Genomic DNA, 22,539 nt, shown 5'->3' with positions numbered 1-22,539 from the left:
GGTCAGCCCCCCGCGGCGGGCGGGGTCTGTTTCTGCTCGGCGAGTTCGTCGACGAGCAGATCACGGTCGTCGATCGTGCCGTTGCGGTGCGCCTGACGGGCGATCATGTGGGCCGAGAGCGGGGCGGTCGCCATCTGCAGCAGCATCACCGGCACGAGGAAGGCGACGACCGGCCACGATTCCAGCGCCAGTGCGATGGCGATGCAGATGAGGAGCAGGCCCAGGATCTGCGGTTTGGTCGCCGCGTGCAGACGCGAGGCCACATCGTTGAACCGCAGGAGACCGATGGCGGCCGTGAGGCAGAGCAGGCTCCCCGCGAGGATCAGCACGAGGGCGACGAGGTCGAGAGCATCGGTCATCGCTCTGCCGTGTCCTTCCGTGCGACGAACCGGGCGATCGAGATCGATCCGAACACCCCGACCGCCGCGATCACGAGCAGAACGGGAAGGGTGCGCGTGTGCTGATTGATGGCCATCTCCGCGCCCAGCACGCACAGCACCTCGGTGAGGAGGACATCGGATGCCACGGCGCGGTCGAGGATCGACGGACCGACGACGATGCGCCACAGCGTGAGCAGTGCCGCGACGACGAAGATCACGAAGATGGCGATGAGGAGCACGGTACTCATGTCGGTGTTCCTCCCTGACGCGGGGTGTCGACCGTCGCTTCGCGGATGATGTCGAGTTGAGCCCGTGATCCGACGGCGCGCACGATCCGCGCCTCCCAGCCGAGCACGGTCTTGCGCTGCAGGTCGATGTCGTCGTCGTCATCCACCCCGATGACGTGCAGGTAGAGCACGCGACGGTCTCGGTCGGCTTCCACGACGAGCGAACCGGGAATCAGCGAGGAGGTCACCGCGGTGTGGGTCATGATCAGGTCGTCATCGGTGCGCAGGTGCACGGCGATGATGGCCGATCCGGGGAGCTTCCCCGGGCGGACGGTCTGCCAGGCCACCAGGAGCGAGCCGCGCACGAGCGCCACGAGGAAGGTCACGACGAAGACCAGGCCGTACCAGAGATTGAGGCGACCCGACAGCGCGACGGGTGGCAGCCGGAACACGCGCGTGACCACGACTGCCGCGACGAGACCGGTCAGGAACGCCAGCACGGTGAACTGGCCCCACAGCAGCATCCACAGAGCGATCAGCCACAGGAAGAACGGCAGCTGACGCCACGTGATCTCGAGCATGCCGCGAGCCGGGGGCGGAGTCGCGCGATCCTCGCTCATGAGTCCGCCTCCTCCTCGAGCTGCACGAGCTGGATCGGCTCGAGGAGCGCGGCGCCGATGCGTTCGCACACGCCGTAGAGCGGCCCGGCGAAGACCGTCAGCGCGACCGTGATCGCCACCATCCCGGTCGTCGCCGCCGTCATGATGCGGGGGATCACGCGCCGCTCGGTCTGGATGCCCGCGGCGGGCGCCTGGCCGAGGTACGAGATGCGCGCCTCGGTCTCGGTGGAGTCGTCGTCCTCGCGCCAGAATGACAGGTTCCACGCGCGCATCAGCGCGTAGAGGGTGAGAAGGCTCGTCACGATGCCGCCGACGATCAGCACGAGCATGATCGGGGTCCCGACCTCGGCGGCGGCGTCGAAGAGGGCGAACTTGCCGATGAAGCCCGAGAAGGGCGGGAGCCCGCCGAGGTTCACGGCGGGGATGAAGTAGAGCACCGCGATGACGGGCGCGGCCCGCATCAGCCCCTTCACCCGCAGGATCGACGTGCTTCCCGCGCGGCGCTCGATGAGCCCCACCGCGAGGAAGAGGGTGGTCTGCACGACGATGTGGTGGACGGTGTAGTAGATCGTCGCGCCGATCGCCGCCGGGGTCGCGATCGCGAGCCCGAAGATCATGTACCCGATGTGGCTGACGAGGGTGAACGAGAGGATGCGTTTGAGCTCTGCCTGCGCGATCGCACCGAGCACCCCGACGATCATCGTGGCGAGCGCGACGCACATCAGGAGGAAGTTCAGGTCGTTGTCGTTGAACAGCTGGGTCTCGGTGCGGATGAGCGCGTAGACGCCGACCTTCGTCAGCAGGCCCGCGAACACCGCGGTCACCGGCGCCGGAGCGGTCGGGTAGGAGTCGGGCAACCAGAACGACAGCGGGAAGACGGCGGCTTTGATGCTGAACGCCACGAGAAGCAGCAGATGCAGCACCGTCTGGGTGTCCTGCGGGAGCTCCATCATCCGCTCGGAGATCTGCGCCATGTTCACGGTGCCGAGGGCCCCGTAGATCGCGGCGATCGCCGCGAGGAAGAGGATCGACGAGACGAGCGAGACGACGATGTAGACGACGCCGGTGCGGATGCGGTTCTCGGTGCTCCCCAGGGTGATCAGCACATAGGAGGCGACGAGCAGGATCTCGAACCCGACGTAGAGGTTGAACAGGTCACCGGCGATGAAGGCCGTGAAGATCCCCGCCGCCAGCAGCAGGTACGACGGGTGGAAGATCGACACCGGCGTCTCGTCGTCGTTGTCGGCCGCACCCTGGCCGACCGAGAACAGCAGGACCGCCAGGAGCACGATGCTCGAGACGACGATGAGGAGCGCCGAGAGCCGATCGACGTAGAGCACGATGCCGAAGGGGATCGGCCAGTCGCCGACCGAGACCGCCAGGGCATCGCCGCCCTGATCGACGACGACCAGCAGGATCGCGGCGATGACGGTGACCGTCGTCAGCGTGACGATCGAGATGGCGACCTGGGTGCGCCGATGCCGGCCGGCCACGAGCGCGAGTGCAGCGCCCAGGAGCGGGAGGGTCGCCAGGAGCGGTACGAGGGCGATCATGCGTCTCCCCCTCGCTCGGTCGAGTCGCCTCGCCGCGACCGACGCGACGCTTCGGGAAGGTTCACCGGGGCGTCATCCTGCACACCGGAGATGTCGCGGCTGCCGAGCACCGTGATCGGCGCGGTGTCGAGGCCGACGAAGTCGGTGGTGGCGTCGTCATCGGTGTCTTCGATCTCGGTCTCGTCGTCGATCATGTCCTCGTCGGCGGCGCCGCGATCGCGCACCGCCAGATCGGCCTCGTCGTCGGTGACGGTATCGGCCTGACCGAGCTGCCACGAGCGGTAGATCAGGGCGAGGAGGAACGCCGACACCGCGAAGGTGATGACGATCGCCGTCAGGGTCAGCGCCATGGGAAGGGGGTCGGACATCTCCTCGGGTTCGCCGGATCCGAAGAACGGGGCGATGCCGGGCTGGCCGATCACGACGAGGAGGAACAGGTTCGCCGCATTGCCGAGGAGGAGGAAGCCGATGAGCACGCGGGTGAGGCTGCGCTCGAGCATCGCGTAGACGCCGCAGGCGAAGAGCACGCCCATGATGAGGATGAGGGTGAGGGAGACGCTCACGACACGCTCACCCCCCTGGCCTTGCTGCGCTGCATCTGTCGGTCGACCTCGGCGCCGAGCGAGCGCAGCACGTCGAGCACGAGGCCGACGACGACGAGGTACACCCCGACGTCGAACAGGGTGGAGGTGACGAACTCCACGTGGCCGAGGATCGGGAGCTCGGCTTCGAACCAGGTGCTCGTCAGCGGCGGTGCGCCGAAGAGGAGCGGCACGATGGCGCAGCCCACCGCGATCGACATCCCGACCCCGAGAAGGCGTCCGGCGTCGGTCGGCGCGGCGACGCCGAGTTCGTACCGTCCGCCCGCGACGTACCGCATCACCAGCGCCATCCCGGCGACCAGACCCCCGGCGAAGCCGCCGCCGGGCAGGTTGTGGCCGGCGAAGAGCAGATAGAGCGAGACGATGATGATCGAGTGGAAGAGGATGCGCACGATCACCTCGAGGAGGATCGAGCGGTTCTCCGGACGCACCTGCTGACCGCCCACGAGCCACGCCATGCGCTGACGCCCGCTCCCCGCGTTCCGGGGCTTGACGCCTGAGGGGGTCTCGACGAGCAGACGGCGATCGCGTCCACCCACGCGAGGCAGGGCGTTGGTGGCGGTGAGGTTGTCTTTGCGGTCGGTGACGAAGACGAGGGATGCCACGCCGGTCGCCGCCAGGATGAGCACGCCGAGCTCGCCCATCGTGTCCCACCCGCGGATGTCGACGAGGGCGACGTTGACGACGTTGCGTCCATGCCCGAGCTCGTATGCGAGGTCGGGCCATGCCACCGAAACCGGATCCTGCAGACGCGCGCCGGTCGCGATGACGGCGACCGCCATCATCGTGATGCCGACCGCGCCGGCCACGAGCGCCCGCGGAATCGCGGCGACCGAGGCGTTGTGCTCCCCCATCCGCGAGGGGATCCGCCGCAGCACGAGCGCGAACGCGATGAGGGTGACCGTCTCGATGAGGATCTGGGTGAGCGCGAGGTCGGGGGCGCCGCTGATCGCGAAGAGCGTGGCCATTCCCAGCCCCGTCACCGAGACCAGCACGACGCCGGTGTATCGCTTCTTCGCGCGGACGGCGATGAGTCCCGCGATGATCATCACGGGTGCGATGGCCAACTGGGCGGGATCCTGGAACAGGTCGACGTCCGCCCGCCAGTCCGGACCGCCCATGATGAGGGCGGTCGCCTCGGCGACGACGAAGACGATGAAGATCGTCCCGATGTAGACCGGCAGCGACCCGCGCTGGGTGAACGTGGTCGTGGCCACCGACAGGCGGGCGATGCCGCGGAGCACGGCGTTGTAGACGTCGAACGCCTCGAAGGGCAGGACGCGCCGGGAGAGATCCTTTCGCACCGTCGCCCAGAAGATCGCCGCGCCGAGCGCGATCGTGCCCAGTGAGATGAACAGCGCCGGCTCCAGACCGTGCCAGAGCGCCAGGTAGTACGGCTCGGGCTCTGCCACGCCCGGGGTGGCGAGCGGGGCCTCGTCGGCGTAGGTGGCGAGCACCGTGTCGACGGCCGGGGCCGCGAGCCCCGCGACGAGGGTGAGGGCGGAGAGGATCAGCGGGGCGGCGAGGAATCCCGCCGGGGCGCCGGGCCACTCGGTGCGCTTCGGTGGCGCGCCGTCGGGTCCGGTGCGCTTGGTCCAGAAGGCTCCCCAGACGAAACGGATGCCGTAGGCCATCGTGAGTGCCGAACCCGCCGCGACACCGAGGATGCCCACGATCGCCCAGGCCTCGCCGCCCTGCGCCTGATGGAGGAGTGCGGTGAGAGCGGTCTCCTTGGCGACGAAGCCGATCGTCGGCGGCAATCCCGCCATCGAGGCGACGGCGACGATCGACAGGGTCGCGAGCACCGGCGCCTGCCGGCCGAGCCCCGACAGCTCGCCGATGTTGCGGGTGGCGAGCTGACGGTCGATGATCCCGACGACGAGGAAGAGCGCGGATTTGAACAGCGCATGGCTGAGGAGGAGGGCGAGCCCCGCAAGTGCGGTGTCGCGGACGCCGTACCCGAGGATGACGGTGAGGAACCCGAGCTGGCTGACCGTCCCGAACGCCAGGAGGCGCTTGAGGTCGGTCTCGCGGAGGGCCTGGAACCCGCCGAGCAGCATCGTGAAGACACCGAGCGAGACGACGATGGGCCGCCACCCCGGCTCGTTCGCCTCGAACGGGGCGAACAGGGCGATCAGGTAGATCCCGGCCTTCACCATCGCTGCGGCGTGGAGGTACGCGCTGACGGGTGTCGGGGCGGTCATGGCGCCGGGGAGCCAGAAGTGGAACGGGAAGACCGCGGACTTGCTGAGCGCGCCGACGAGCAGGAGCACGAGGGAGGCCACGACGACGGGGCCCTCGGGCCGGGCGGCGAGGATCTCGGAGATGCTCGAGGTGCCGGTGTCGACGACGAGCAGCACGACGCCGATCAGCATCACCAGGCCGCCCAGGGTCGTCACCAGCAGGGCCTGCAGGGCCGAGCGACGACTCGCGCCGCGGCGGTGGTAGTACCCGATGAGCAGGTACGACAGGACGCTGGTGACCTCCCAGAACATCACCAGCACGACGAGGTCGTCGGTGAGCACGAGCCCGTACATCGCCCCCGCGAAGGCGAGCAGCACCGCGGCGAACTGGCCGAGGCCCTCGGCGTTGTCACGGAAGTACCACCGGCAATACAGCAGCACGAGGGCGCCGACACCCGTGACGACGAGCGCGAGGACCCACGACAGCGTGGTCATCCGCATCGACAGCTCGATGCCGAGCGGGGGGATCCAGTCGTATGACTCGAACGGAATGTTCCCGGCGAGCACACCGGGTCCGAGGATCACCGTGTAGACGAAGGCACCGGCCGACACCGCGGCTGCGAAGAAGAACGCGCGTGCGCCGAGGCGATGGACCAACCAGGGGAGGATCAGCGCGGCCGCCGCGAACACTCCGAGGAAGACCAACATGCGGCCTCCTCAGGGTCGTCGGTCGGCCGGGCAGCACGACTCAGGCGATCGGGGTCGGGTCCATTCTATTGGGCGACCGGCGCCGGACCCGACGTGTTCCCCTCGCGGAACGCGCAGGTGAAGTGCATCGAGACGGCGCTCCCACCCTCCAGCATGCTCGCCACGGCCAGTCCGGCGGCGCGTCCTTTGTCGGCTGCCGGCTGGACGAGAGTGGTCAACGAGTAGGGCGCGAGCCCATCGACGACGATGCCGTCGAACCCGGTCACGCTGAGGTCGTCGGGCACGCGCAGTCCCGCCTCTTCGGCGGCCCGGATCACCCCCGCCGCGAGCAGATCGCTCTGCGCGATCACCGCGGTGGGTCGGTCGGGACCCGCCAGCAGATCGCGGCCCGCCGCCAACCCCTCGTCGATGAAGCTGCCTGCCGCGGCGTAGGCGGGCGCATCGGGATACACGTCGCGCGCGCCGGCGAGACGATCGCGGGTGACGTCGACGGTGACCTCGACCTCAGGGCCGAAGAACCCGCGCGGGCGGTCGGCGTTCACCGGAAGCGTCAGGACCACCACGTCCTCGTGGCCGAGCGCCCGCAGGTGCCGCGCTGCGTGGCGCTGGGCCTCCCTGTTGTCCAGACCGATGCGGGGGATGTCCCCTCCGGCATCCCCCTCGATGACCACCACCGGGATGCCGCGGGCCCGGACCGTGTCGAGCGATCGACGCATCAGCGGGCTGCATCCGATCAGCACGGCGGCGTCGATCGGAGCGGTGGTGAGCGACGGTGCCGTCTCGGCCGTCTCGTCGTCGCGGAGGAGGAGGAGCCCCGCACCGAGCTCGGCGACGCCCTCGGTGAGGCCGTCCATCATCAGGGTCTTCACCGGGTCGAGGAAGGCCGTGCCGAGGTGCTCCTCGAAGACGACGCCGACGATGCCCGACCGCCCGCGCCGCAGCGAAGCCGCCCGCGGATCGGGTCCGGTGTAGCCGAGAGACGCCGCCGCGTCGAGCACCCGCGTCCGCGTGGCATCCGACACCGGCGTCTTGCCGCTGAAGACGACCGACGCCGTCGACGCCGACACCCCCGCTGCCCGGGCGACATCGGCGATCGTGGCACGGCGCCGTTCGTCGGTGCGTCTCATCCATCCAGCGTAACCGCCGCGCCGTTCCGCGGATCGAAACGATTCGGTATCCTTCTCGGGTGGAACTCGTCCTGACCCGCCCTCAGCTGGTGCGCTGGCGCACCGCCGTCTTCGCGATCTTCATGGCCAGTGGCCTCAGCATCGCGACGTGGGCGTCACGGGTGCCGGCCATCAAGAGCGCGCTCGGGGTGGACAACGTCGAGATCGGGTTCCTCCTCCTCGGCGCGGGCATCGCGTCCATCCTCGGACTCTCCCTCGCGTCGGCCGTGCTCGCCCGGTTCGGTGCCAAGCGCGGCATGCTCGGCGCGATGATCACCTTCGCCGCCGGTGTCGCGATCGTCGGCGTGGGCACCGACGCCGTCCCCTCGTACGCGATCGTGCTGCTCGGCCTGTGCCTCTTCGGCTTCGGCAACGGCGCGGTCGACGTGATGATGAACGTCGACGGCGCGGCGATCGAGAAGCAGTCGAACAAGACGATCCTCCCCCTCTTCCACGCCTTCTTCAGCTTCGGCACCGTCATCGGTGCGGGCGTCGGCGCCCTGGCCGCTGCGGCCGGCATCAACGTGCTCGCCCACACCGTGACGATGGCGGTCGTCGTGCTCGCCATCGCCCTGGCCACTTACCCGGCCGTTCCGGCCCGCGAGCTCGCCGAAGACCCGACACCGGGCGAGAAGGTCGACTGGCGCACGCGCATGCACACCAACCTGTCGGCCTGGCGCGAACCCCGCACCTACGCGCTCGGCGTGATCATGCTCGGCATGGCCTTCGCCGAGGGCGGCGCCAACGACTGGCTGGCCCTGGGCGTCGTGGAGGGCCACGGTGCGACCGAGGCCGTGGGCGCCGCAGGGCTCACCGTCTTCTCGGTCAGCATGACCGTCGTGCGCGTGCTGGGCGGACCGCTCGTCGACCGTTTCGGTCGTGTCAACACCCTCAGGATCCTGGCGGTCACCGCCGCGATCGGCCTTCTGCTGTTCATCCTCGCCCCCAACCTGCCGCTCGTCTTCGTCGGCGCGGCGCTCTGGGGTGCGGGCGCATCGCTCGGGTTCCCCCTCGGCATGTCCGCGGCCGCCGACGACCCGGCCCGGGCGGCCGCCCGGGTGAGCGCGGCGGCCACCATCGGCTACGTAGCGTTCCTCTGCGGGCCGCCGATCCTCGGGTTCATCAGCGAGCAGATCGGGCTGCTGAACACGCTGTTCATCCTGGTCGCGCTCATCGTGGCATCCGGCATCGCCTCTCCTGCCGCGCGCCCGATCGCCGGGTCGACCGTCGGCGCCGGGCACCCGCACCACTGAGCCTCCTCATCACCTCGGTTCGGCGACTACGCTCGACGGGTGCGCCTGGTCATCGCTCGCTGCTCCGTCGACTACACGGGCCGCCTCACCGCTCATCTCCCGCTCGCGACGCGTCTGCTCGTCCACAAGGGCGACGGGAGTCTGCTCGTGCACTCCGACGGCGGCTCCTACAAGCCGCTGAACTGGATGAGTCCGCCGTGCACCCTGACGGTGCAGACGCCGGATGAGGATGCCGCGGCGGCCGGCGTCGTCGAGCAGTGGCGCGTCACGCACGCCAAGACCGGCGACGCCCTGCTGGTGCACCTGTACGAGGTGCTGCACGATTCGTCGCACGACCTCGGGATCGACCCGGGCCTGCAGAAGGACGGCGTCGAAGCCGACCTGCAGCGGCTGCTCGCGGAACAGGTCACGATCGTGGGGGAGGGGGTCTCGCTCGTACGGCGGGAGTTCCCCACCGCCATCGGACCCGTCGACCTGCTGCTGCGCGACCCCGAGGGCGGCACCATCGCCATCGAGGTCAAGCGCCGCGGCGACATCGACGGCGTCGAGCAGCTCACCCGCTACCTCGAGCTGCTCAACCGCGATCCGCACCTCGCGCCGGTGAGCGGCGTCTTCGCCGCCCAGGAGATCAAGCCGCAGGCGCGGGTCCTGGCCGCCGACCGCGGCATCCGGTGCCTCACCCTCGACTACGAGGAGATGAAGGGCGTCGACTCGGGGCACCTGCGGCTCTTCTGACCGGCGGTCCGCGCGCGCTCCGCGGACTTGTAGCGTGGAGGTCATGTCGACGCGCTCACCCTGGACCTGCATCCTGTGGGACGTCGACGGCACGATCATCGACGCCTCGGTCGGCATCCTCCGCCGCCTCACCGTCACCCTCGAGCACTTCGGCAAGCCCGCGCCCACGCGGGACGAGCTCGCCCACTGGATCGGGCCGCCGATGTACGAGTCGTTCCAGGTGAATGTCGGCATGACGCCCGCCGAGTCGACCGAGGCCGTGGCGTTCTACCGCGCCCTCGGCAAGCAGGAGGGCTACACCACCGACGCGCGGCTCTTCCCCGGCATCGCCGAGATCATCCAGGACGCCCATGCCGCCGGCATCCCGCAGGCGACCGCCAGCTCGAAGCCGGAAGTGCAGGTGGTCGCCCTCATGGACCACTTCGACCTCTCGCCCCTCTTCACCGCGATCGCCGGGGCGACCCCCGACGAGAAGACGCTGAGCGCGAAGTCCGACATCGTCGCCGAGGCCCTCCGCCGCCTCGAGGCCGCCGGCGTCGACACCGACCGGCCCGTGCTGATCGGTGACCGCCACCACGACATCGAGGGCGGCGCCGAGCACGAGGTGCCCGTGATCTTCGTCACCTGGGGATTCAGCTGGCCCCATGAAGCCGAGGGGGCGCAGGCCGTCGTCTCGGATGCGGCGCAGCTGCGGAGGCTCCTCCTCGTCTCCGACGACTCCTCCGACGGCTCCTCCGACGGCGACGGCTGAGCGAGGCGCCCGATGACCGAGCAGGCCGACGACCTCCTCCGCTGGGTGATCCCTGCCGCCGTCGTGTTCGGTGTGACAGCCCTCGCCGTCGTCGCCGGGCTCATCGCACTGCGACGCTCGCGGCGCTCGCCCAAGGCGCGCACCGCCGCCGAGGCGGCCCGGAACGACGCCGGTCGCGCCCTGGTGAGACTGGATGACGCGGTGGACGATCTCGACATCGAAGTGAGCCTGTCGGGGGCGCTCTACGGCGGCGACGCCCCGACGACCCTGCGCCGCGCACGCATGACCGCACAGCACGTGCGCGACGACGGATTCGAGGAGTACCGGCGCCTGGCCGGGCGGCTCGAGAGCGGCGAGGAGGCCGCGCGCGTGCGGCGAGCCGCCGAGGCGGTCACCCGACGCGTGGAAGCCGCCCTCCGGACGGTCGACGGCGCCCGCACCGCGCACGCCGCGTGGGTGACCGCGCACGTCTCGGCCGCCGACCAGGTCCGCTCGGCGCAGGCACGGCTGGCCGAGGTGCGGGCGGCGATGGGCGATCCCGAAGCCCTCATCGCGCAGCTCGCCCGGTTCGACGAGCGCGAATGGAAGGATGCCGCGGCAGCAGCCCGAGCGGCCGTCACCGAGGCCGACGAGGCCGAGGAGCGCCTCGCCGAGGCGTCGCGCTCAGCGGCCGATCCGACCCGCAATGCCCTCGCCGAGCTCGCCGCGGGCGAGCGGGCCCTCCGCCGCGCCGAGGCCGATGCCCGGACGCTCGAGGAGACCTACCGCCTCATCACGCAGGCATCGCAGGCGCTCTCGGACGAGTTCGATTCGGCACGGGCTGCGCTGCGGGCGGCGACGACGATCCGGGCCAAGCTCGAACCCGCCGACGCGGAGCGCCTCGGCGACGAGATCCGCGCCGTCGCGTCCTCGCTCGACGCGCTCGAGGCAGGAGCGGCGCGCCGCCCCACCCACACGATCGGTGAGATCGCGCGCCTGCGCGACCGCCTCGACCGAGCCCTCGGCGATGCGCGCACCGCGCAGCAGCGGCTCCGCGGCGCCCGCACCGCCCTGCCCGGCACCCTCGCCGCCGCGCGCAACGGCGTCGCCCTCGCCGAAGCGGCGATGTCGGGGGTGCGCACCGGCGCGGATGCGCGAGCGCGCCTCATCTCCGCGCAGCGCGACCTCGCCGCCGCCCGGCAGGCTCAGGATCCAGTCGAGGCGCTCGATGCCGCTCGGCGCGCGCTCCGGCACGCCGAAGACGCCCAGGCGCTCGCACAGTACGCCGCGAACAGCGGTGGAGCCATCGATCCCGCGTGAGCCGGCGAGCCCTCGCTAGGGTGAGTGCCATGGCGGGGGCGGGCGACGACGCGGGCGGGATCACGACGAAGGATGCGGCGAGTGCGTCGTCGCACACGCCGCATCCGGTCATCCGGGTCATCGGTCGGATCCCGGCGACGCTCACCCTGGTCGCCCTGATCCTCGCCGCCGGTGTGATCTGGCAGGGACTGTGGCGCGCGTTCGAGGACGCCGACCTCTACGAGACCGTCGCGTACGGCCTTCCCGCGCTCCTGGAGGGGCGGTGGTGGACACCGATCACCGGCACGTTCTTCGTGAACCAGCCGTGGGTGTACGTCTTCACCATCGCCGGCTTCTGGGGTATGGCCTATCTGGAATACCACCGCGGCACGCGCGTCGCCCTGGCGTACTTCTGGATCGGCCAGCTCTTCGCCGTGTGTGCCACGGCGCTGCTGCTGTGGTTCGCCGCGCTTCTGCCGTGGGAGTGGGCGCAGACCGAGGCGGCCGCGCTGGATGTGGGCGCCTCGGGCGGCACGATGGCGTGCATCGCGGCGGCGGTCGGTCTGTTCCCGCCGCCGTGGCGGGTGCGCGCGTGGCTCGTCCTGCTCGGCTTCGTCTTCGTCGCGCTGCTGTTCTGGGGCGCGCTCCCCGACCTCGAGCACGTCGTCGCCGTGGTGCTCATCCTCTTCGTCGATCGGTCGCTGCGCCTTCAGCGCATCACGGTGCGCGAGCAGCGGCTGCTGGCCTTCGTGTCGATCGTCGTGCTCGGCGTCATCCAGATCGCCCTCATCATCGTGCCGACCAACGGGCCGTTCGGCCCCACCGAGCCGGTCTCGGGCGGCTTCTTCGACGTCGCCGTCGACACCGTCATCATCGCCGTCATCGCCAACGGCCTGCGTCTCGGGCGCCGGTGGGCATGGGTGCTCGCCGTCATCCTCGGCGTGCTCAATGTGCTCGTCGGCGTGCTGATCCTGGTGGCGATCACTCTGAGCACCGAGGCGCAGGTCGAGGTCGTGATCGATGGCGAAACCGAGATCGGCCTCGTCTCGGCGGCGCTGTGGCTGATGCTCGTGGTCTACCTCATCTGGGTGCGCGCCGCGTTCCGCGCGAAGCCGCGCCGCGGGCTCGGCGCGACGCCGGTGCCGACCGTCGCCGAGGTGAAGGAGATGATCCGCGTCGACGGTGGCGGCACCCTGTCGTGGATGGCGACGTGGGAGGGCATGGCCTACGCCCGGACGACCGGAGGCGTCGTGCCCTACCAGCGGCACCTCGGTACGGCCATCGCCCTCGGCGATCCGCTCGGGCCGGAAGATTCGCGGCCGGCCTCGGTGCGCGAGTTCGCCGACGCGGCCGAGCGCGCGGGCCTGATCCCCTGCTTCTTCAGCGCCGGCGAAGCCACTCGCGCGGCGGTTCCCGAGGGATGGCGGAGCCTCGTCGTCGCCGACGACACGATCGTCGATCTTCCCGGTCTGCAGTTCACGGGGAAGGCGTGGGGCGCGGTGCGCTCGTCGCTCAATCGCGCCGAGCGCGAGGGCATGACGTTCCGGATGACGCGTCTCGGCAACGAGCCGTGGGGCGTTCAGGCGCAGCTGCGCGCGATCTCGGAGGCGTGGGTGGGCGACAAGGGCCTCCCCGAGATGCGGTTCACCCTGGGCACGCTCATCGAGGCGGCCGACCCCGAGGTGCGCCTGGCGTTGGCGCTGTCGCCCGCCGGCGACGTCGACGGCTTTCTCTCGTGGCTCCCCGTCTACGGCGCGGGCCGCGAGGTCCGCGGGTGGACGCTCGACCTCATGCGCCGCCGCGAGGGCGGCTTCGGCCCGGTGATGGAGTTCCTGATCGGATCATCGGCGCGGCACTTCGCCGACGAGGGCGCGGCCGTGCTCTCGCTCTCGGGCGCGCCGCTCGCCCACGAGAACCCGGCCGACGCCGGGGTCATCGCCGACCTCATCGACCGCCTCGCGCAGATGCTCGAGCCGGTCTACGGGTTCCGGTCGCTTCACCGGTTCAAGCAGAAGTTCAACCCGCGCTACGAGACGATGTACCTGCTGTACCGCGACGAGGGCGACCTCTCGCGGATCGCGGCCGGCCTCACCCGCGCGTTCCTCCCCGATGCCACCCTGCGACAGTTCGCCGGCGCGGGCCTGGAGCTGGTGCGCGGAAAGGACTGAGCCCCTGCGTCAGACGGGGCGGATGTTCTCGGCCTGCAGGCCCTTGGGGCCCTGCGCCACCTCGAACTCGACGCGCTGGTTCTCCTCGAGGGAGCGGTAGCCGCTCGCCTGGATCGCCGAGTAGTGCGCGAACACGTCGGCGCTCCCGTCATCCGGTGCGATGAAGCCGAAGCCCTTCTCGGAGTTGAACCACTTGACCGTGCCCTGCGTGCTCATCTACTGCCTTCGTTCCACCCGCGAACCCGGTGCCCGCGTGGCGTGACCCACGCTAACGAAGGCCGGCGCCCCGCCGGGAGATGGTGACAGAAACGTTGCGAAAGAAGACGACGACGGATGCCGCCTCACGGCGAAGCACCCGGTTCCATCGTCCGCCCGGGCCGAGCAGAGAGCTCGAGGCCCGGGCGTCGACGGATCCCCCCGGATGTGTCGCGGGCGCCGTCGCAGGGACGGCGCGTGGTCGCGACAACTCACACTGTACCGATATATCAGTGATGATGCGAGCAATGTGTCAGTTGAATACACTTGTGGCGCCATGGCCGACAACGACTTCGTTCCGCTGACGCCCCGCGAGGGTACGGCGCTCGGCGACGACGTCTATGCGGTTCTGGGTGAGGCCATTCTGCGGGGCGCTCTGCGGCCGGGGGATCGGCTCCGCGACGTCGAGCTCGCCTCCCGCCTCGGCGTCTCGCGCACCCCGGTACGGGAAGCGCTGCAGCGCCTGGAACGCCTCGGCCTCGTCGAGGTCGCCGCGAACAAATACACGCGGGTGAAGGAGCCGCACCCCGACGCCTACCCGCACACCACCGAGTTCATGACCTACATCGCCGGTGATGCGGCGATCCTCGGCCTGGCACGAGCGACCCCCGAGGAGCACGCCGACCTGATCGAGGCCGTGGACGCCCTCATCGATCGCTCGGAACGCGACGACGGCCTGGGGATCCTCGGCGGTACGACGGCCTTCTACCAACTGCTGATCCGGGCGACGGCGAACCACGTGTTCATCACCATCATGCGCGAGGCAGGTCTCGCACTGCAGCGGAACCTGCAGGGGTGGACGCCGCCGAATGAGGACGTCGACCTCCGCACCGCCCGGTACCGGCGTCTCCGGGATGCCGTGGTCGCGCGGGACGGCCACGCGGCCGAGAGCATCCTCATGGAGCTGAACCACCTGTCCTCGCCCTGCGGGGACGACCCTCGCTAGGTTGGCCACGTGGGCCACATCGAACTGCGAGACCTCGACGACGACGATCTCGACGCCGTGTTCGAGATGATGCGAGACCGCGCCGCCGTGGAGCTCGCGGCCTTCACCGCCGACGATCCGGACGACCGCGAGGCCTTCGACCGCTGGATCGCGCGCATCCGCACCGACCCGGATGTGACCTACCGCATCGTCACCGAAGACGGCGCGTTCGCCGGCGCCGTCGGGTCGTTCACCGTCGACGGCGACCGCGAGGTGACCTACTGGATCGCCCGCCACGCGTGGGGGAGGGGCGTGGCCACGCACGCGTTGCGCCTGCTGGTCTCGCGTGAACCGGTCCGTCCGCTCTTCGCTCGCGTGGCCGTGCACAACGCGGCCTCCCGCGCTGCCCTCACTCGGTGCGGCTTCACCGAGGTGTCTCGCACGACCTCGTTCGCGCCCGGCGTCGGACGCGACGTCGAAGAAGCCGTGTACACGCTGCTCCCCGTTCTCGACGGCAACTGACGCCGCTCCGCGGCATCCTCTCTCCCACGGCCGGCGCCCGCGCCGCCGCCGCGTCCGTTCCCCCCACGCGTTCCAGGCTATTGCGCTTTCGGTAGTCAGCGTTACTATGTACTGGTACTCATCAACACTGAGTACTGAGGGAGGCACCGATGGGCAAGCAGACCACAGAGATGCTGAAGGGCATCCTCGAGGGGATCGTGCTCGCGATCCTCGCCACCCGTCGCGCGTACGGCTACGAGATCACCACGTGGCTGCGAGACGAGGGGTTCACCGACATCGCCGAGGGCACCGTCTACGCCCTGCTGGTGCGCATCGAGCAGCGCGGGCTGGTCGATGTCGAGAAGGTGCCGTCGGAGAAGGGCCCGCCGCGAAAGGTCTACAGCCTCAACGCCGCCGGCCGCGACTACCTCGACGAGTTCTGGAGGACCTGGAGCTTCCTCTCCGAACGACTGGAACAGCTCCGCGAAAGGAGATCATCATGACCAACTGGATCGAGTGGGTGACCGGATCGCTCGCCGACAAGCGGCGCTGGAAGGCGTACCGCGCGCGGATCGAGGCATTGCCGACCCCGTACCGCACCGCAGCCAAGGGCGTGGAGCGCTACCTGATGTACAACGGCGGCACCGACCAGGGCGAGCTGCTGCTGCAGATGTTCGACGACCTGGCCGAGCTCTTCGAGGGCGCTGCCGCCGACGGCACGCCGGTGCGCGAGGTCGTCGGCGACGATCCGGTCGAGTTCGTCGACGCTTTCAAGTCCAACTACGGCATCGGATCGTGGATCACCAAGGAGCAGAAGCGGCTCGCCGCGGCGATCGAGCAGGCGGAGAAGGAGGAGACGCCGTGAGCACAACGCTGACCCACGATGTCCGGTCCGCGGTGCGGATCCGCGGGCTCGAGAAGGCCTTCGGCGACCTCGCGGTCCTGAGGGGCGTCGACCTCGATGTGCCGACGGGCTCGATCTACGCGCTCCTCGGGTCCAACGGCGCGGGCAAGACGACGGCGATCCGCATCCTCGCCACTCTCCTTCGCGCCGACGCCGGATCGGTCGAGGTCCAGGGACAGGATGCTGCGACCGCGGCCGCGCGCGTCAGGGAGGCGATCAGCCTCACCGGCCAGTTCGCCGCGGTGGACGAGGTGCTCACGGGTCGTGAGAATCTCGTTCTCGTCGCCCGGCTCCGCCACGTCTCCGATCCGGGCGACGTCGCCGACGGGCTTCTGGCGCGCTTCTCCTTGACGGATGCGGGCGGCCGCCGCGTCGGGACCTACTCAGGCGGCATGCGACGCCGCCTGGACATCGCGATGAGCCTGATCGGCGACCCGCCTGTCGTGCTCCTCGACGAACCGACCACGGGATTGGACCCGCAGGCACGCATCGACGTGTGGGATGCCGTCCGCGAGCTCGCCCGCGGCGGCACGACCATCCTCCTCACCACCCAGTACCTCGACGAGGCCGAGCAGCTGGCCGACCGCATCGCGATCCTCCACGAGGGCCGCATCATCGCCGAGGGCACCCTCGACGACCTCAAGCGGCGGTTCCCGCCCGCGCGCGTGGAGTACGTCGAGAAGCAGCCGAGCCTCGAGGAGATCTTCCTCGCGATCGTCGGCGGAAAGGACACCCCGTGACCATGCACATCGTCGGCGACACCGCCGCGCTCACCGGTCGATCGCTCCGCCACATCCTGCGGAGCCCCGACACGATCGTCACCACCGCGGTGATGCCGATCGCCTTCCTGCTCCTGTTCGTCTTCGTCTTCGGCGGGGCCATCCAGACGGGAGGCGAGTCGTACGTGGACTATCTCCTTCCCGGCATCCTGCTCATCACGGTGGCGTCGGGTGTCGCCTACACCGCGTACCGGCTCTTCCTCGATCTGCAGGGCGGGATCTTCGAGCGCTTCCAATCGATGCCCATCGCTCGGTCGTCGGTGCTGTGGGCCCACGTCCTCACGTCCGTCGTGGCGAACGCGGTGTCTCTGGCCGTCGTCGTCGCCGTGGCGCTCGTCATCGGGTTCCGGAGCCCTGCGAGCATCGGGGCATGGCTCGCCGTCGGCGGCATCCTGCTCCTGTTCACCCTCGCGCTCACCTGGCTCGCCGTGATCGCGGGACTCACGGCGAAGACCGTCGACGGCGCCAGCGCCTTCTCGTACCCGCTGATCTTCCTGCCGTTCCTGAGCTCGGCCTTCGTTCCGACCGACACGATGCCGGGGCCGGTGCGGTGGTTCGCGGAGTATCAGCCGGTCACGTCGATCGTGAACGCGATGCGGGCGCTGCTCGCGGGCGAGGCCCCTGGCGCGGACCTCTGGATCGCCCTCGTCTGGTGCGTCGGGATCCTCGTGGTCGCCTACCTCGGCGCCGCGCTGGCGTATCGGCGGCGGTTCCGCTGACACCCGCTCACGCCGGGGCGTTGAGCGCGGCGACCACCTCCGGGTAGTCGCCGCGCGCCTCGCCGTAGCGGAGGAACTTCACCCGCTCGACCTGCACCTCGGTCGCATCCGGGTTCTCACGCAGGATGTCGATGACCTCGTCGATGAACGCGTCGAGCGGCATCGCCGATGCCTCGTCCCGGTGGCCGGGCAAGAGGTCGGTGGCCACCGACGGCGGCTCGAGCTCCATGATCCGTACCGAGGTGCCGGCCAGCTGCAGCCGCAGGGTCTCGCTCAGCATGTGAATGGCCGCCTTCGTGGCGTTGTAGCTGGGTGTCGTGCGCAACGGCGTGAAGGCGAGGCCCGACGACACGGTCATGATCGTCGCGTCGGGCCGGGTCTGCAGGTGCTCGACGAAGGCGCCGATGAGTCGGACGGTGCCGAGGAGGTTGGTCGTCACGACCTCCTCGGCGCTGCGCACGAAGCCGCTCGCGTTCGTCCAGTCCTCCACGCGCATGATGCCCGCCATCGTGACGAGGACATTCAGGTCCGGATGCCGCGCGAGGACCTCGCCCGCCGCACGGATGATCGAGGCGGGGTCCGCGACGTCGATCACCACGGTGTCGATGCCGGGACGCCGGGCGGCGACGTCGTCGAGGATGTCCGCGCGGCGGCCGCCGACGATGACGGTGTTGCCCTCGTCGTGCAGTCGCTCCGCGAGCGCGAGGCCGATCCCGCTCGTGGCACCGGGGATGAAGATGACGTTTCCGTTGATTCGCATGACACGAGTCGACCGCGGGCGACGCAGTCGCACGAGAGACGGATGATCGGGGGATCCCCGATCCCTGGTTGCCGCGGCGCACCGCAGGCATCATGAACGGATGGACCGCGCCGCCCTCGCCGATTTCCTCCGTCGTCGCCGCGAGAGCCTCCGTCCGCAGGACGTGGGTCTCGGACCGGGGGTGAGGCGCCGTGCCGCCGGACTCCGCCGCGAGGAGGTGGCATCGCTCGCCCTGATGTCGACCGACTACTACACCCGTCTCGAGCAGCAGCGGGGACCGCAGCCGAGCGAGCAGATCCTCGCATCCCTCGCGCGGGCTCTTCGGCTGACGACGGACGAGCGCGACTACCTCTATCGGATGGCGGGCCACGCGGTGCCCGATCGGGTCAGTGCCATGTCGCATGTCGCGCCGGCCCTCCAGCGCGTGCTCGATCGGCTCGACGACACCCCTGCGCTGATCATCTCGCGCCTCGGCGAGACGCTGGCCCAGAACGGCCTCGCCCTCACCCTGCTCGGCGACCACCGCGGCGAGACGGGATGGAGCCGATACGAGGTGTACCGATGGTTCACGCGGCCGGTCACCGAGCGCGCCCACTACCCGGCGGCCGATCACGACCGGCAGAGCCGGGCGCTCGTCGCGGGACTCCGCGATGCGTACGGGACGCTGGGGGCGGGCTCGACCGCGGGCGACCTCGCGCGGGAGCTTGAACGGGTCAGTGCGGAGTTCGCCGATCTGTGGGAGCGCCAGGAGGTCGCGCACCGTTTCGCCGACCACAAGGTGCTGATCCATCCCGAGGTGGGAGAGATCGAGGTGGACTGCCAGGTGCTCTACACGGATGACCGGGGGCAGGCCCTCCTCGTGCTCACGGCCGTACCGGGGTCGGCGGACGAGGAGAAGATCCGGCTGCTCGGCGTCGTCGGCGCACAGGACTTCGCCGGCGGCGATCGCTGACGCCGGATGCCGACCCCTCGTCCGCCTTCCTCAGGTCACGCGGCCTTGATGTATCCGTTCGGGTTCAGCACGTACTTGCGCGCCGCGCCCTGGTCGAACTCCTCGTAGCCGCGCGGGGCGTCGTCGAGTGAGATCGGCGTGGCGTTGACGGCCTTGGCGATCTGCACCCTGTCGTGGAGGATCGCCATCATCAGCCGGCGGTTGTACTTCATCACCGGGCACTGGCCCGTCGTGAACGACAGCGACTTCGCCCACCCGAGCCCGAGTCGCAGCGACAGCGAGCCGACCTTCGCAGCCTCGTCGATGCCGCCCGGGTCGCCCGTGACGTAGAGCCCGGGGATGCCGAGGGCGCCGCCGGCGGCGGTGAGGTCCATCAGCGAGTTCAGCACCGTCGCCGGCGCCTCGTGGCTGGAGTCCGCGCCGTGGCCGCGCGCCTCGAAGCCGACCGCATCGACCGCGCAGTCGACCTCGGGCACCCCGAGGATCTGCTCGATCTGGTCCTTCGGGTCACCCTTCGACACATCGACGGTCTCGGCGCCGAACGAGCGTGCCTGTGCGAGGCGCTCCTCGTTCAGGTCGCCGACGATCACGACCGCCGCACCGAGAAGCTGGGCGCCCACGGCCGCGGCGAGCCCGACGGGACCGGCACCGGCGATGTAGACGGTGGAACCCGGTCCGACCCCGGCGGTGTAGGCACCGTGGAAGCCCGTGGGGAAGATGTCCGACAGCATCGTCAGGTCGAGGATCTTCTCCAGCGCCTGGTCGCGGTCGGGGAACTTCAGCAGGTTCCAGTCGGCGTAGGGCACGAGCACGAACTCGGCCTGGCCGCCCACCCAGCCGCCCATGTCGACGTAGCCGTAGGCGCTGCCGGGTCGGTCGGGGTTGACGTTGAGGCAGATCCCCGTCTTGCCCTCCTTGCAGTTGCGGCACCGGCCGCAGGCGATGTTGAAGGGGACCGAGACGATGTCTCCGACTTTGATGAACTCGACGTCGGGGCCCACCTCCACGACCTCACCGGTGATCTCGTGCCCGAGGACGAGGCCTGCGGGAGCCGTGGTGCGGCCGCGCACCATGTGCTGGTCCGAACCGCAGATGTTCGTCGACACCGTTTTGAGGATCGCTCCGTGAGGCACCTTGCGGCCGACGTTCGCCGGGTTCACGCCCGGCCCGTCCTTGAGTTCGAACTCGGGGTAGGCGGTGTCGATCACCTCGACCTTTCCAGGCCCTTTGTACGCGACAGCTCTGTTCGTTGACATCATCGTCCTCTCGTCGTGCGCGACACGGGGCGGCTGGCGTCCCGCGTTTCCAGCATGACCCTGGGGCCCTTGCGGCTCTACGTCTTGACAGGATCGCGTACGCGTCGATCATGCAGGGGCCGCAGGCTGCCGGGGAAAGACGAAGCCCCCGCCCGGGAAATCCCCGGTCGGGGGCTGATTCGTCGCTGTGCGCGAGGGGGGAGTTGAACCCCCACGCCCTTTCGGGCACTGGCACCTGAAGCCAGCGCGTCTGCCTATTCCGCCACTCGCGCGAGCCACGGATCATCGACCCGCGAAACTCAACTTCCCGAGGATATCACGGCTCCCGGGCGGCCCCCGGCGCCGCCTGCCGCCGCATTCGACCCTTCGCCGTCGCACGCGAGACGACAGAAGGTGCGGTTCGGGATGCTGCGCGACCGCGTTCTTCGACGGGTCGCGGCCCCGCGCACGGCGTGCGGAGAGTGTCCGACGGAATCCGGGGAACGGCGGGTCGGACGCGGTGTGGATCGCCTGTCCAGACTGGACAACTAACATGTACCGACTGGATCGCCTGCCTGAGGAGCCCCGTGGGACTACTAGACAGCTTCGAGAAGGGACTCGAACGCGCCGTCAACAGCGCCTTCGCCAAGACCTTCCGTAGCGGGATCCAGCCTGTCGAAATAGCGTCGGCGCTTCGCAGCGAACTGGACAAGAAGGCCGCCGTCGTCAGCCGCGACCGCATCCTCACCCCGCACACTTTCACGGTTCGTCTCGCCCCGAGCGACGATGAGCGGATGCGCGCGATCGGCCCGGCCCTCGCCGAGGAACTCCAGTCCCTCGTGCACACCCACGCGCGCGCGCAGGGGTACAGCTTCGCCGGCCCCGTCACCATCACCCTCGAGCGCGACGATCAGCTCTCCACGGGAACGCTCCGCGTCGACAGCTCCAGCGCCGAAGGTGCGGTGTCGTGGCGCGGCGTGATCGACGTCGAGGGCAAGCGGCACCCGCTGCTGAAGGGCCGCACCGTGATCGGCCGCGGCAGCGACGCCGACGTCACGATCTCGGATGCCGGGACGAGCCGCAAGCACGTCGAGGTGCTGTGGGACGGCGAGCGCGCCATGGTCCGCGACCTCGGCTCGACCAACGGCACCCTTCTCAACGGCAGCCGCGTGAGCGAAGCACCGCTGGCGCCCGACTCCACCATCACGATCGGTCGAACCGATATCGTCTTCCGCGTGGTGGCGCAGGCGGTCCCTCCTCGGCCCTCCCGGCCGGCGCCCGACGCCACGCGCGCCTTCGACATCCGCGAACAGGGGCCGCTGTCGTGAGTGAACTGACCCTCCTGCTGCTGCGCATCGGCTTCCTCGTTCTGCTGTGGTTCTTCGTCTTCGCGGTGGTGTATTCGCTGCGGGCCGACCTGTTCGGCATGAAGGCCCGGAAGATGCCCGAGCCGGCCGCCGCGGCCGCCGCCCCGGCGGGCCCCGCCGTCACGAAGTCGCCGTCCTCGCCCTCGGCGCTCACCGAGCCCGTCGCCCGCGCGCGCCCCGCCGCCGCACCCGCCGCCCCGCAGAAGGGCGGACCGGCGACCCCCACCACCGTCTCGCGCATCGTCATCACCAGCGGCCCGAAGGCCGGTCTCGAACTGCCGCTCGGCAGCGAGCCGCTCACCATCGGACGCTCCAGCGAATCGGGCCTCGTGATCCGCGACGACTACACCTCCAGTCACCACGCCCGCATCATGCTGTGGGGCAATCAGTGGATGCTGCAGGACCTCGATTCCACCAACGGCACCTGGCACGACGGCGCGCGTGTGTCAGCGCCGGTCGCCATCACCGTCGGTGCGCCGATCCGCGTGGGGGCGACCACCTTCGAGCTCCGGAAGTAG

The 22,539-nt window shown here is 70.0% G+C and carries 24 protein-coding genes and 1 tRNA gene; 14 read left to right on the top strand and 11 right to left on the bottom strand.

The annotated features are described in order from the left end of the window. Positions 1-2: 2 nt before the first annotated feature. From mnhG to V6S02_RS11630, 7 genes are all read right to left on the bottom strand, one after another. The gene (mnhG, locus tag V6S02_RS11660) at positions 3-359 is read right to left on the bottom strand and encodes a monovalent cation/H(+) antiporter subunit G (RefSeq protein WP_124292040.1); all 357 of its coding nucleotides are present in this window, start codon (positions 357-359) and stop codon (positions 3-5) included. Beyond that, positions 356-628: a monovalent cation/H+ antiporter complex subunit F gene (locus V6S02_RS11655; RefSeq protein ID WP_124292039.1), complete on the bottom strand. Its 273-nt coding sequence runs from the start codon at positions 626-628 to the stop codon at positions 356-358. Before V6S02_RS11655 ends, mnhG begins: the two co-directional genes overlap by 4 nt. Then, positions 625-1,227 carry a Na+/H+ antiporter subunit E gene (locus tag V6S02_RS11650; RefSeq protein ID WP_336400998.1) on the bottom strand — a complete coding sequence of 201 codons (603 nt, stop codon included), beginning with the start codon at positions 1,225-1,227 and terminating at the stop codon, positions 625-627. Before V6S02_RS11650 ends, V6S02_RS11655 begins: the two co-directional genes overlap by 4 nt. Next, positions 1,224-2,780, bottom strand: a complete 1,557-nt coding sequence (locus V6S02_RS11645) for a Na+/H+ antiporter subunit D (protein WP_124292038.1) — start codon at positions 2,778-2,780, stop codon at positions 1,224-1,226. The genes V6S02_RS11650 and V6S02_RS11645 overlap by 4 nt, the downstream gene beginning before the upstream one ends. After that, positions 2,777-3,343, bottom strand: a complete 567-nt coding sequence (locus tag V6S02_RS11640; protein WP_124292037.1) for a Na(+)/H(+) antiporter subunit C — start codon at positions 3,341-3,343, stop codon at positions 2,777-2,779. The genes V6S02_RS11645 and V6S02_RS11640 overlap by 4 nt, the downstream gene beginning before the upstream one ends. Then, positions 3,340-6,273, bottom strand: a complete 2,934-nt coding sequence (locus tag V6S02_RS11635) for a Na+/H+ antiporter subunit A (protein WP_336400997.1) — start codon at positions 6,271-6,273, stop codon at positions 3,340-3,342. The genes V6S02_RS11640 and V6S02_RS11635 overlap by 4 nt, the downstream gene beginning before the upstream one ends. Positions 6,274-6,338: 65 nt before the next feature. Continuing rightward, positions 6,339-7,400, bottom strand: coding sequence for a LacI family DNA-binding transcriptional regulator (locus tag V6S02_RS11630; RefSeq protein ID WP_124292035.1), 1,062 nt, complete (start codon positions 7,398-7,400; stop codon positions 6,339-6,341). Positions 7,401-7,459: 59 nt separating this feature from the next. Here V6S02_RS11630 and V6S02_RS11625 point away from each other — a divergent pair, with 59 nt between their 5' ends. Genes V6S02_RS11625 through V6S02_RS11605 form a run of 5 tightly spaced genes read left to right on the top strand, consistent with a single transcriptional unit; the run spans position 7,460 to position 13,624 of the window. Continuing rightward, complete coding sequence (locus tag V6S02_RS11625) at positions 7,460-8,692, top strand: MFS transporter (RefSeq protein ID WP_336400996.1); 1,233 nt, start codon at positions 7,460-7,462, stop codon at positions 8,690-8,692. Positions 8,693-8,731: 39 nt separating this feature from the next. Next, positions 8,732-9,427, top strand: a complete 696-nt coding sequence (nucS, locus tag V6S02_RS11620) for an endonuclease NucS (RefSeq protein WP_124292034.1) — start codon at positions 8,732-8,734, stop codon at positions 9,425-9,427. Between the two features lie 43 nt (positions 9,428-9,470). Further along, positions 9,471-10,178, top strand: coding sequence for an HAD hydrolase-like protein (locus V6S02_RS11615; RefSeq protein WP_336400995.1), 708 nt, complete (start codon positions 9,471-9,473; stop codon positions 10,176-10,178). Positions 10,179-10,190: 12 nt separating this feature from the next. Continuing rightward, positions 10,191-11,477, top strand: a complete 1,287-nt coding sequence (locus V6S02_RS11610) for a hypothetical protein (RefSeq protein ID WP_336400994.1) — start codon at positions 10,191-10,193, stop codon at positions 11,475-11,477. A gap of 29 nt (positions 11,478-11,506) precedes the next feature. Next, positions 11,507-13,624, top strand: coding sequence for a DUF2156 domain-containing protein (locus tag V6S02_RS11605; RefSeq protein WP_336400993.1), 2,118 nt, complete (start codon positions 11,507-11,509; stop codon positions 13,622-13,624). 9 nt (positions 13,625-13,633) lie between these two features. Here V6S02_RS11605 and V6S02_RS11600 read toward each other — a convergent pair whose 3' ends face one another. Next, positions 13,634-13,840 (bottom strand): cold-shock protein, encoded by a 207-nt coding sequence (locus V6S02_RS11600; RefSeq protein WP_124292030.1) that lies wholly within the window; start codon positions 13,838-13,840, stop codon positions 13,634-13,636. Positions 13,841-14,156: 316 nt separating this feature from the next. Between V6S02_RS11600 and V6S02_RS11595 the strand changes: the two genes are divergently transcribed. From V6S02_RS11595 to V6S02_RS11570, 6 genes are all read left to right on the top strand, one after another. Next, complete coding sequence (locus V6S02_RS11595) at positions 14,157-14,825, top strand: GntR family transcriptional regulator (RefSeq protein WP_336400992.1); 669 nt, start codon at positions 14,157-14,159, stop codon at positions 14,823-14,825. Between the two features lie 9 nt (positions 14,826-14,834). Continuing rightward, positions 14,835-15,326, top strand: coding sequence for a GNAT family N-acetyltransferase (locus tag V6S02_RS11590; RefSeq protein ID WP_336400991.1), 492 nt, complete (start codon positions 14,835-14,837; stop codon positions 15,324-15,326). A gap of 149 nt (positions 15,327-15,475) precedes the next feature. Then, positions 15,476-15,808: a PadR family transcriptional regulator gene (locus V6S02_RS11585; RefSeq protein WP_336400990.1), complete on the top strand. Its 333-nt coding sequence runs from the start codon at positions 15,476-15,478 to the stop codon at positions 15,806-15,808. Next, positions 15,805-16,170 (top strand): DUF1048 domain-containing protein, encoded by a 366-nt coding sequence (locus V6S02_RS11580; RefSeq protein ID WP_336400989.1) that lies wholly within the window; start codon positions 15,805-15,807, stop codon positions 16,168-16,170. The genes V6S02_RS11585 and V6S02_RS11580 overlap by 4 nt, the downstream gene beginning before the upstream one ends. Beyond that, entirely contained in the window at positions 16,167-16,949 is a 783-nt protein-coding gene (locus V6S02_RS11575) for an ABC transporter ATP-binding protein (RefSeq protein ID WP_336400988.1), read from the top strand. The genes V6S02_RS11580 and V6S02_RS11575 overlap by 4 nt, the downstream gene beginning before the upstream one ends. Continuing rightward, the gene (locus V6S02_RS11570; protein ID WP_336400987.1) at positions 16,946-17,707 is read left to right on the top strand and encodes an ABC transporter permease; all 762 of its coding nucleotides are present in this window, start codon (positions 16,946-16,948) and stop codon (positions 17,705-17,707) included. The genes V6S02_RS11575 and V6S02_RS11570 overlap by 4 nt, the downstream gene beginning before the upstream one ends. 7 nt (positions 17,708-17,714) lie before the next feature. On the opposite strand, the gene V6S02_RS11565 is transcribed toward V6S02_RS11570, so the two are convergent. Next, positions 17,715-18,467 carry an SDR family oxidoreductase gene (locus V6S02_RS11565; protein WP_336400986.1) on the bottom strand — a complete coding sequence of 251 codons (753 nt, stop codon included), beginning with the start codon at positions 18,465-18,467 and terminating at the stop codon, positions 17,715-17,717. Positions 18,468-18,567: 100 nt separating this feature from the next. Between V6S02_RS11565 and V6S02_RS11560 the strand changes: the two genes are divergently transcribed. Then, positions 18,568-19,419, top strand: coding sequence for a helix-turn-helix transcriptional regulator (locus tag V6S02_RS11560; protein ID WP_336400985.1), 852 nt, complete (start codon positions 18,568-18,570; stop codon positions 19,417-19,419). A gap of 35 nt (positions 19,420-19,454) precedes the next feature. Here the strand turns inward: V6S02_RS11560 and fdhA are convergent, their stop codons facing one another. Both fdhA and V6S02_RS11550 read right to left on the bottom strand, forming a co-directional pair. Then, positions 19,455-20,675: a formaldehyde dehydrogenase, glutathione-independent gene (gene fdhA / locus V6S02_RS11555; RefSeq protein ID WP_124294311.1), complete on the bottom strand. Its 1,221-nt coding sequence runs from the start codon at positions 20,673-20,675 to the stop codon at positions 19,455-19,457. Between the two features lie 188 nt (positions 20,676-20,863). Next, positions 20,864-20,947, bottom strand: a tRNA-Leu gene (locus V6S02_RS11550). Positions 20,948-21,241: 294 nt separating this feature from the next. Here V6S02_RS11550 and V6S02_RS11545 point away from each other — a divergent pair. Continuing rightward, positions 21,242-21,982, top strand: a complete 741-nt coding sequence (locus V6S02_RS11545; RefSeq protein ID WP_124292025.1) for an FhaA domain-containing protein — start codon at positions 21,242-21,244, stop codon at positions 21,980-21,982. Continuing rightward, positions 21,979-22,539, top strand: coding sequence for an FHA domain-containing protein FhaB/FipA (locus V6S02_RS11540; RefSeq protein WP_124292024.1), 561 nt, complete (start codon positions 21,979-21,981; stop codon positions 22,537-22,539). The genes V6S02_RS11545 and V6S02_RS11540 overlap by 4 nt, the downstream gene beginning before the upstream one ends.

This window comes from Microbacterium sp. CCNWLW134, from assembly GCF_037083565.1.
GTDB lineage: Bacteria > Actinomycetota > Actinomycetes > Actinomycetales > Microbacteriaceae > Microbacterium.
Note: the sequence above shows the minus strand (reverse complement) of the source record. Positions and strands in the feature narration are given on the sequence as shown.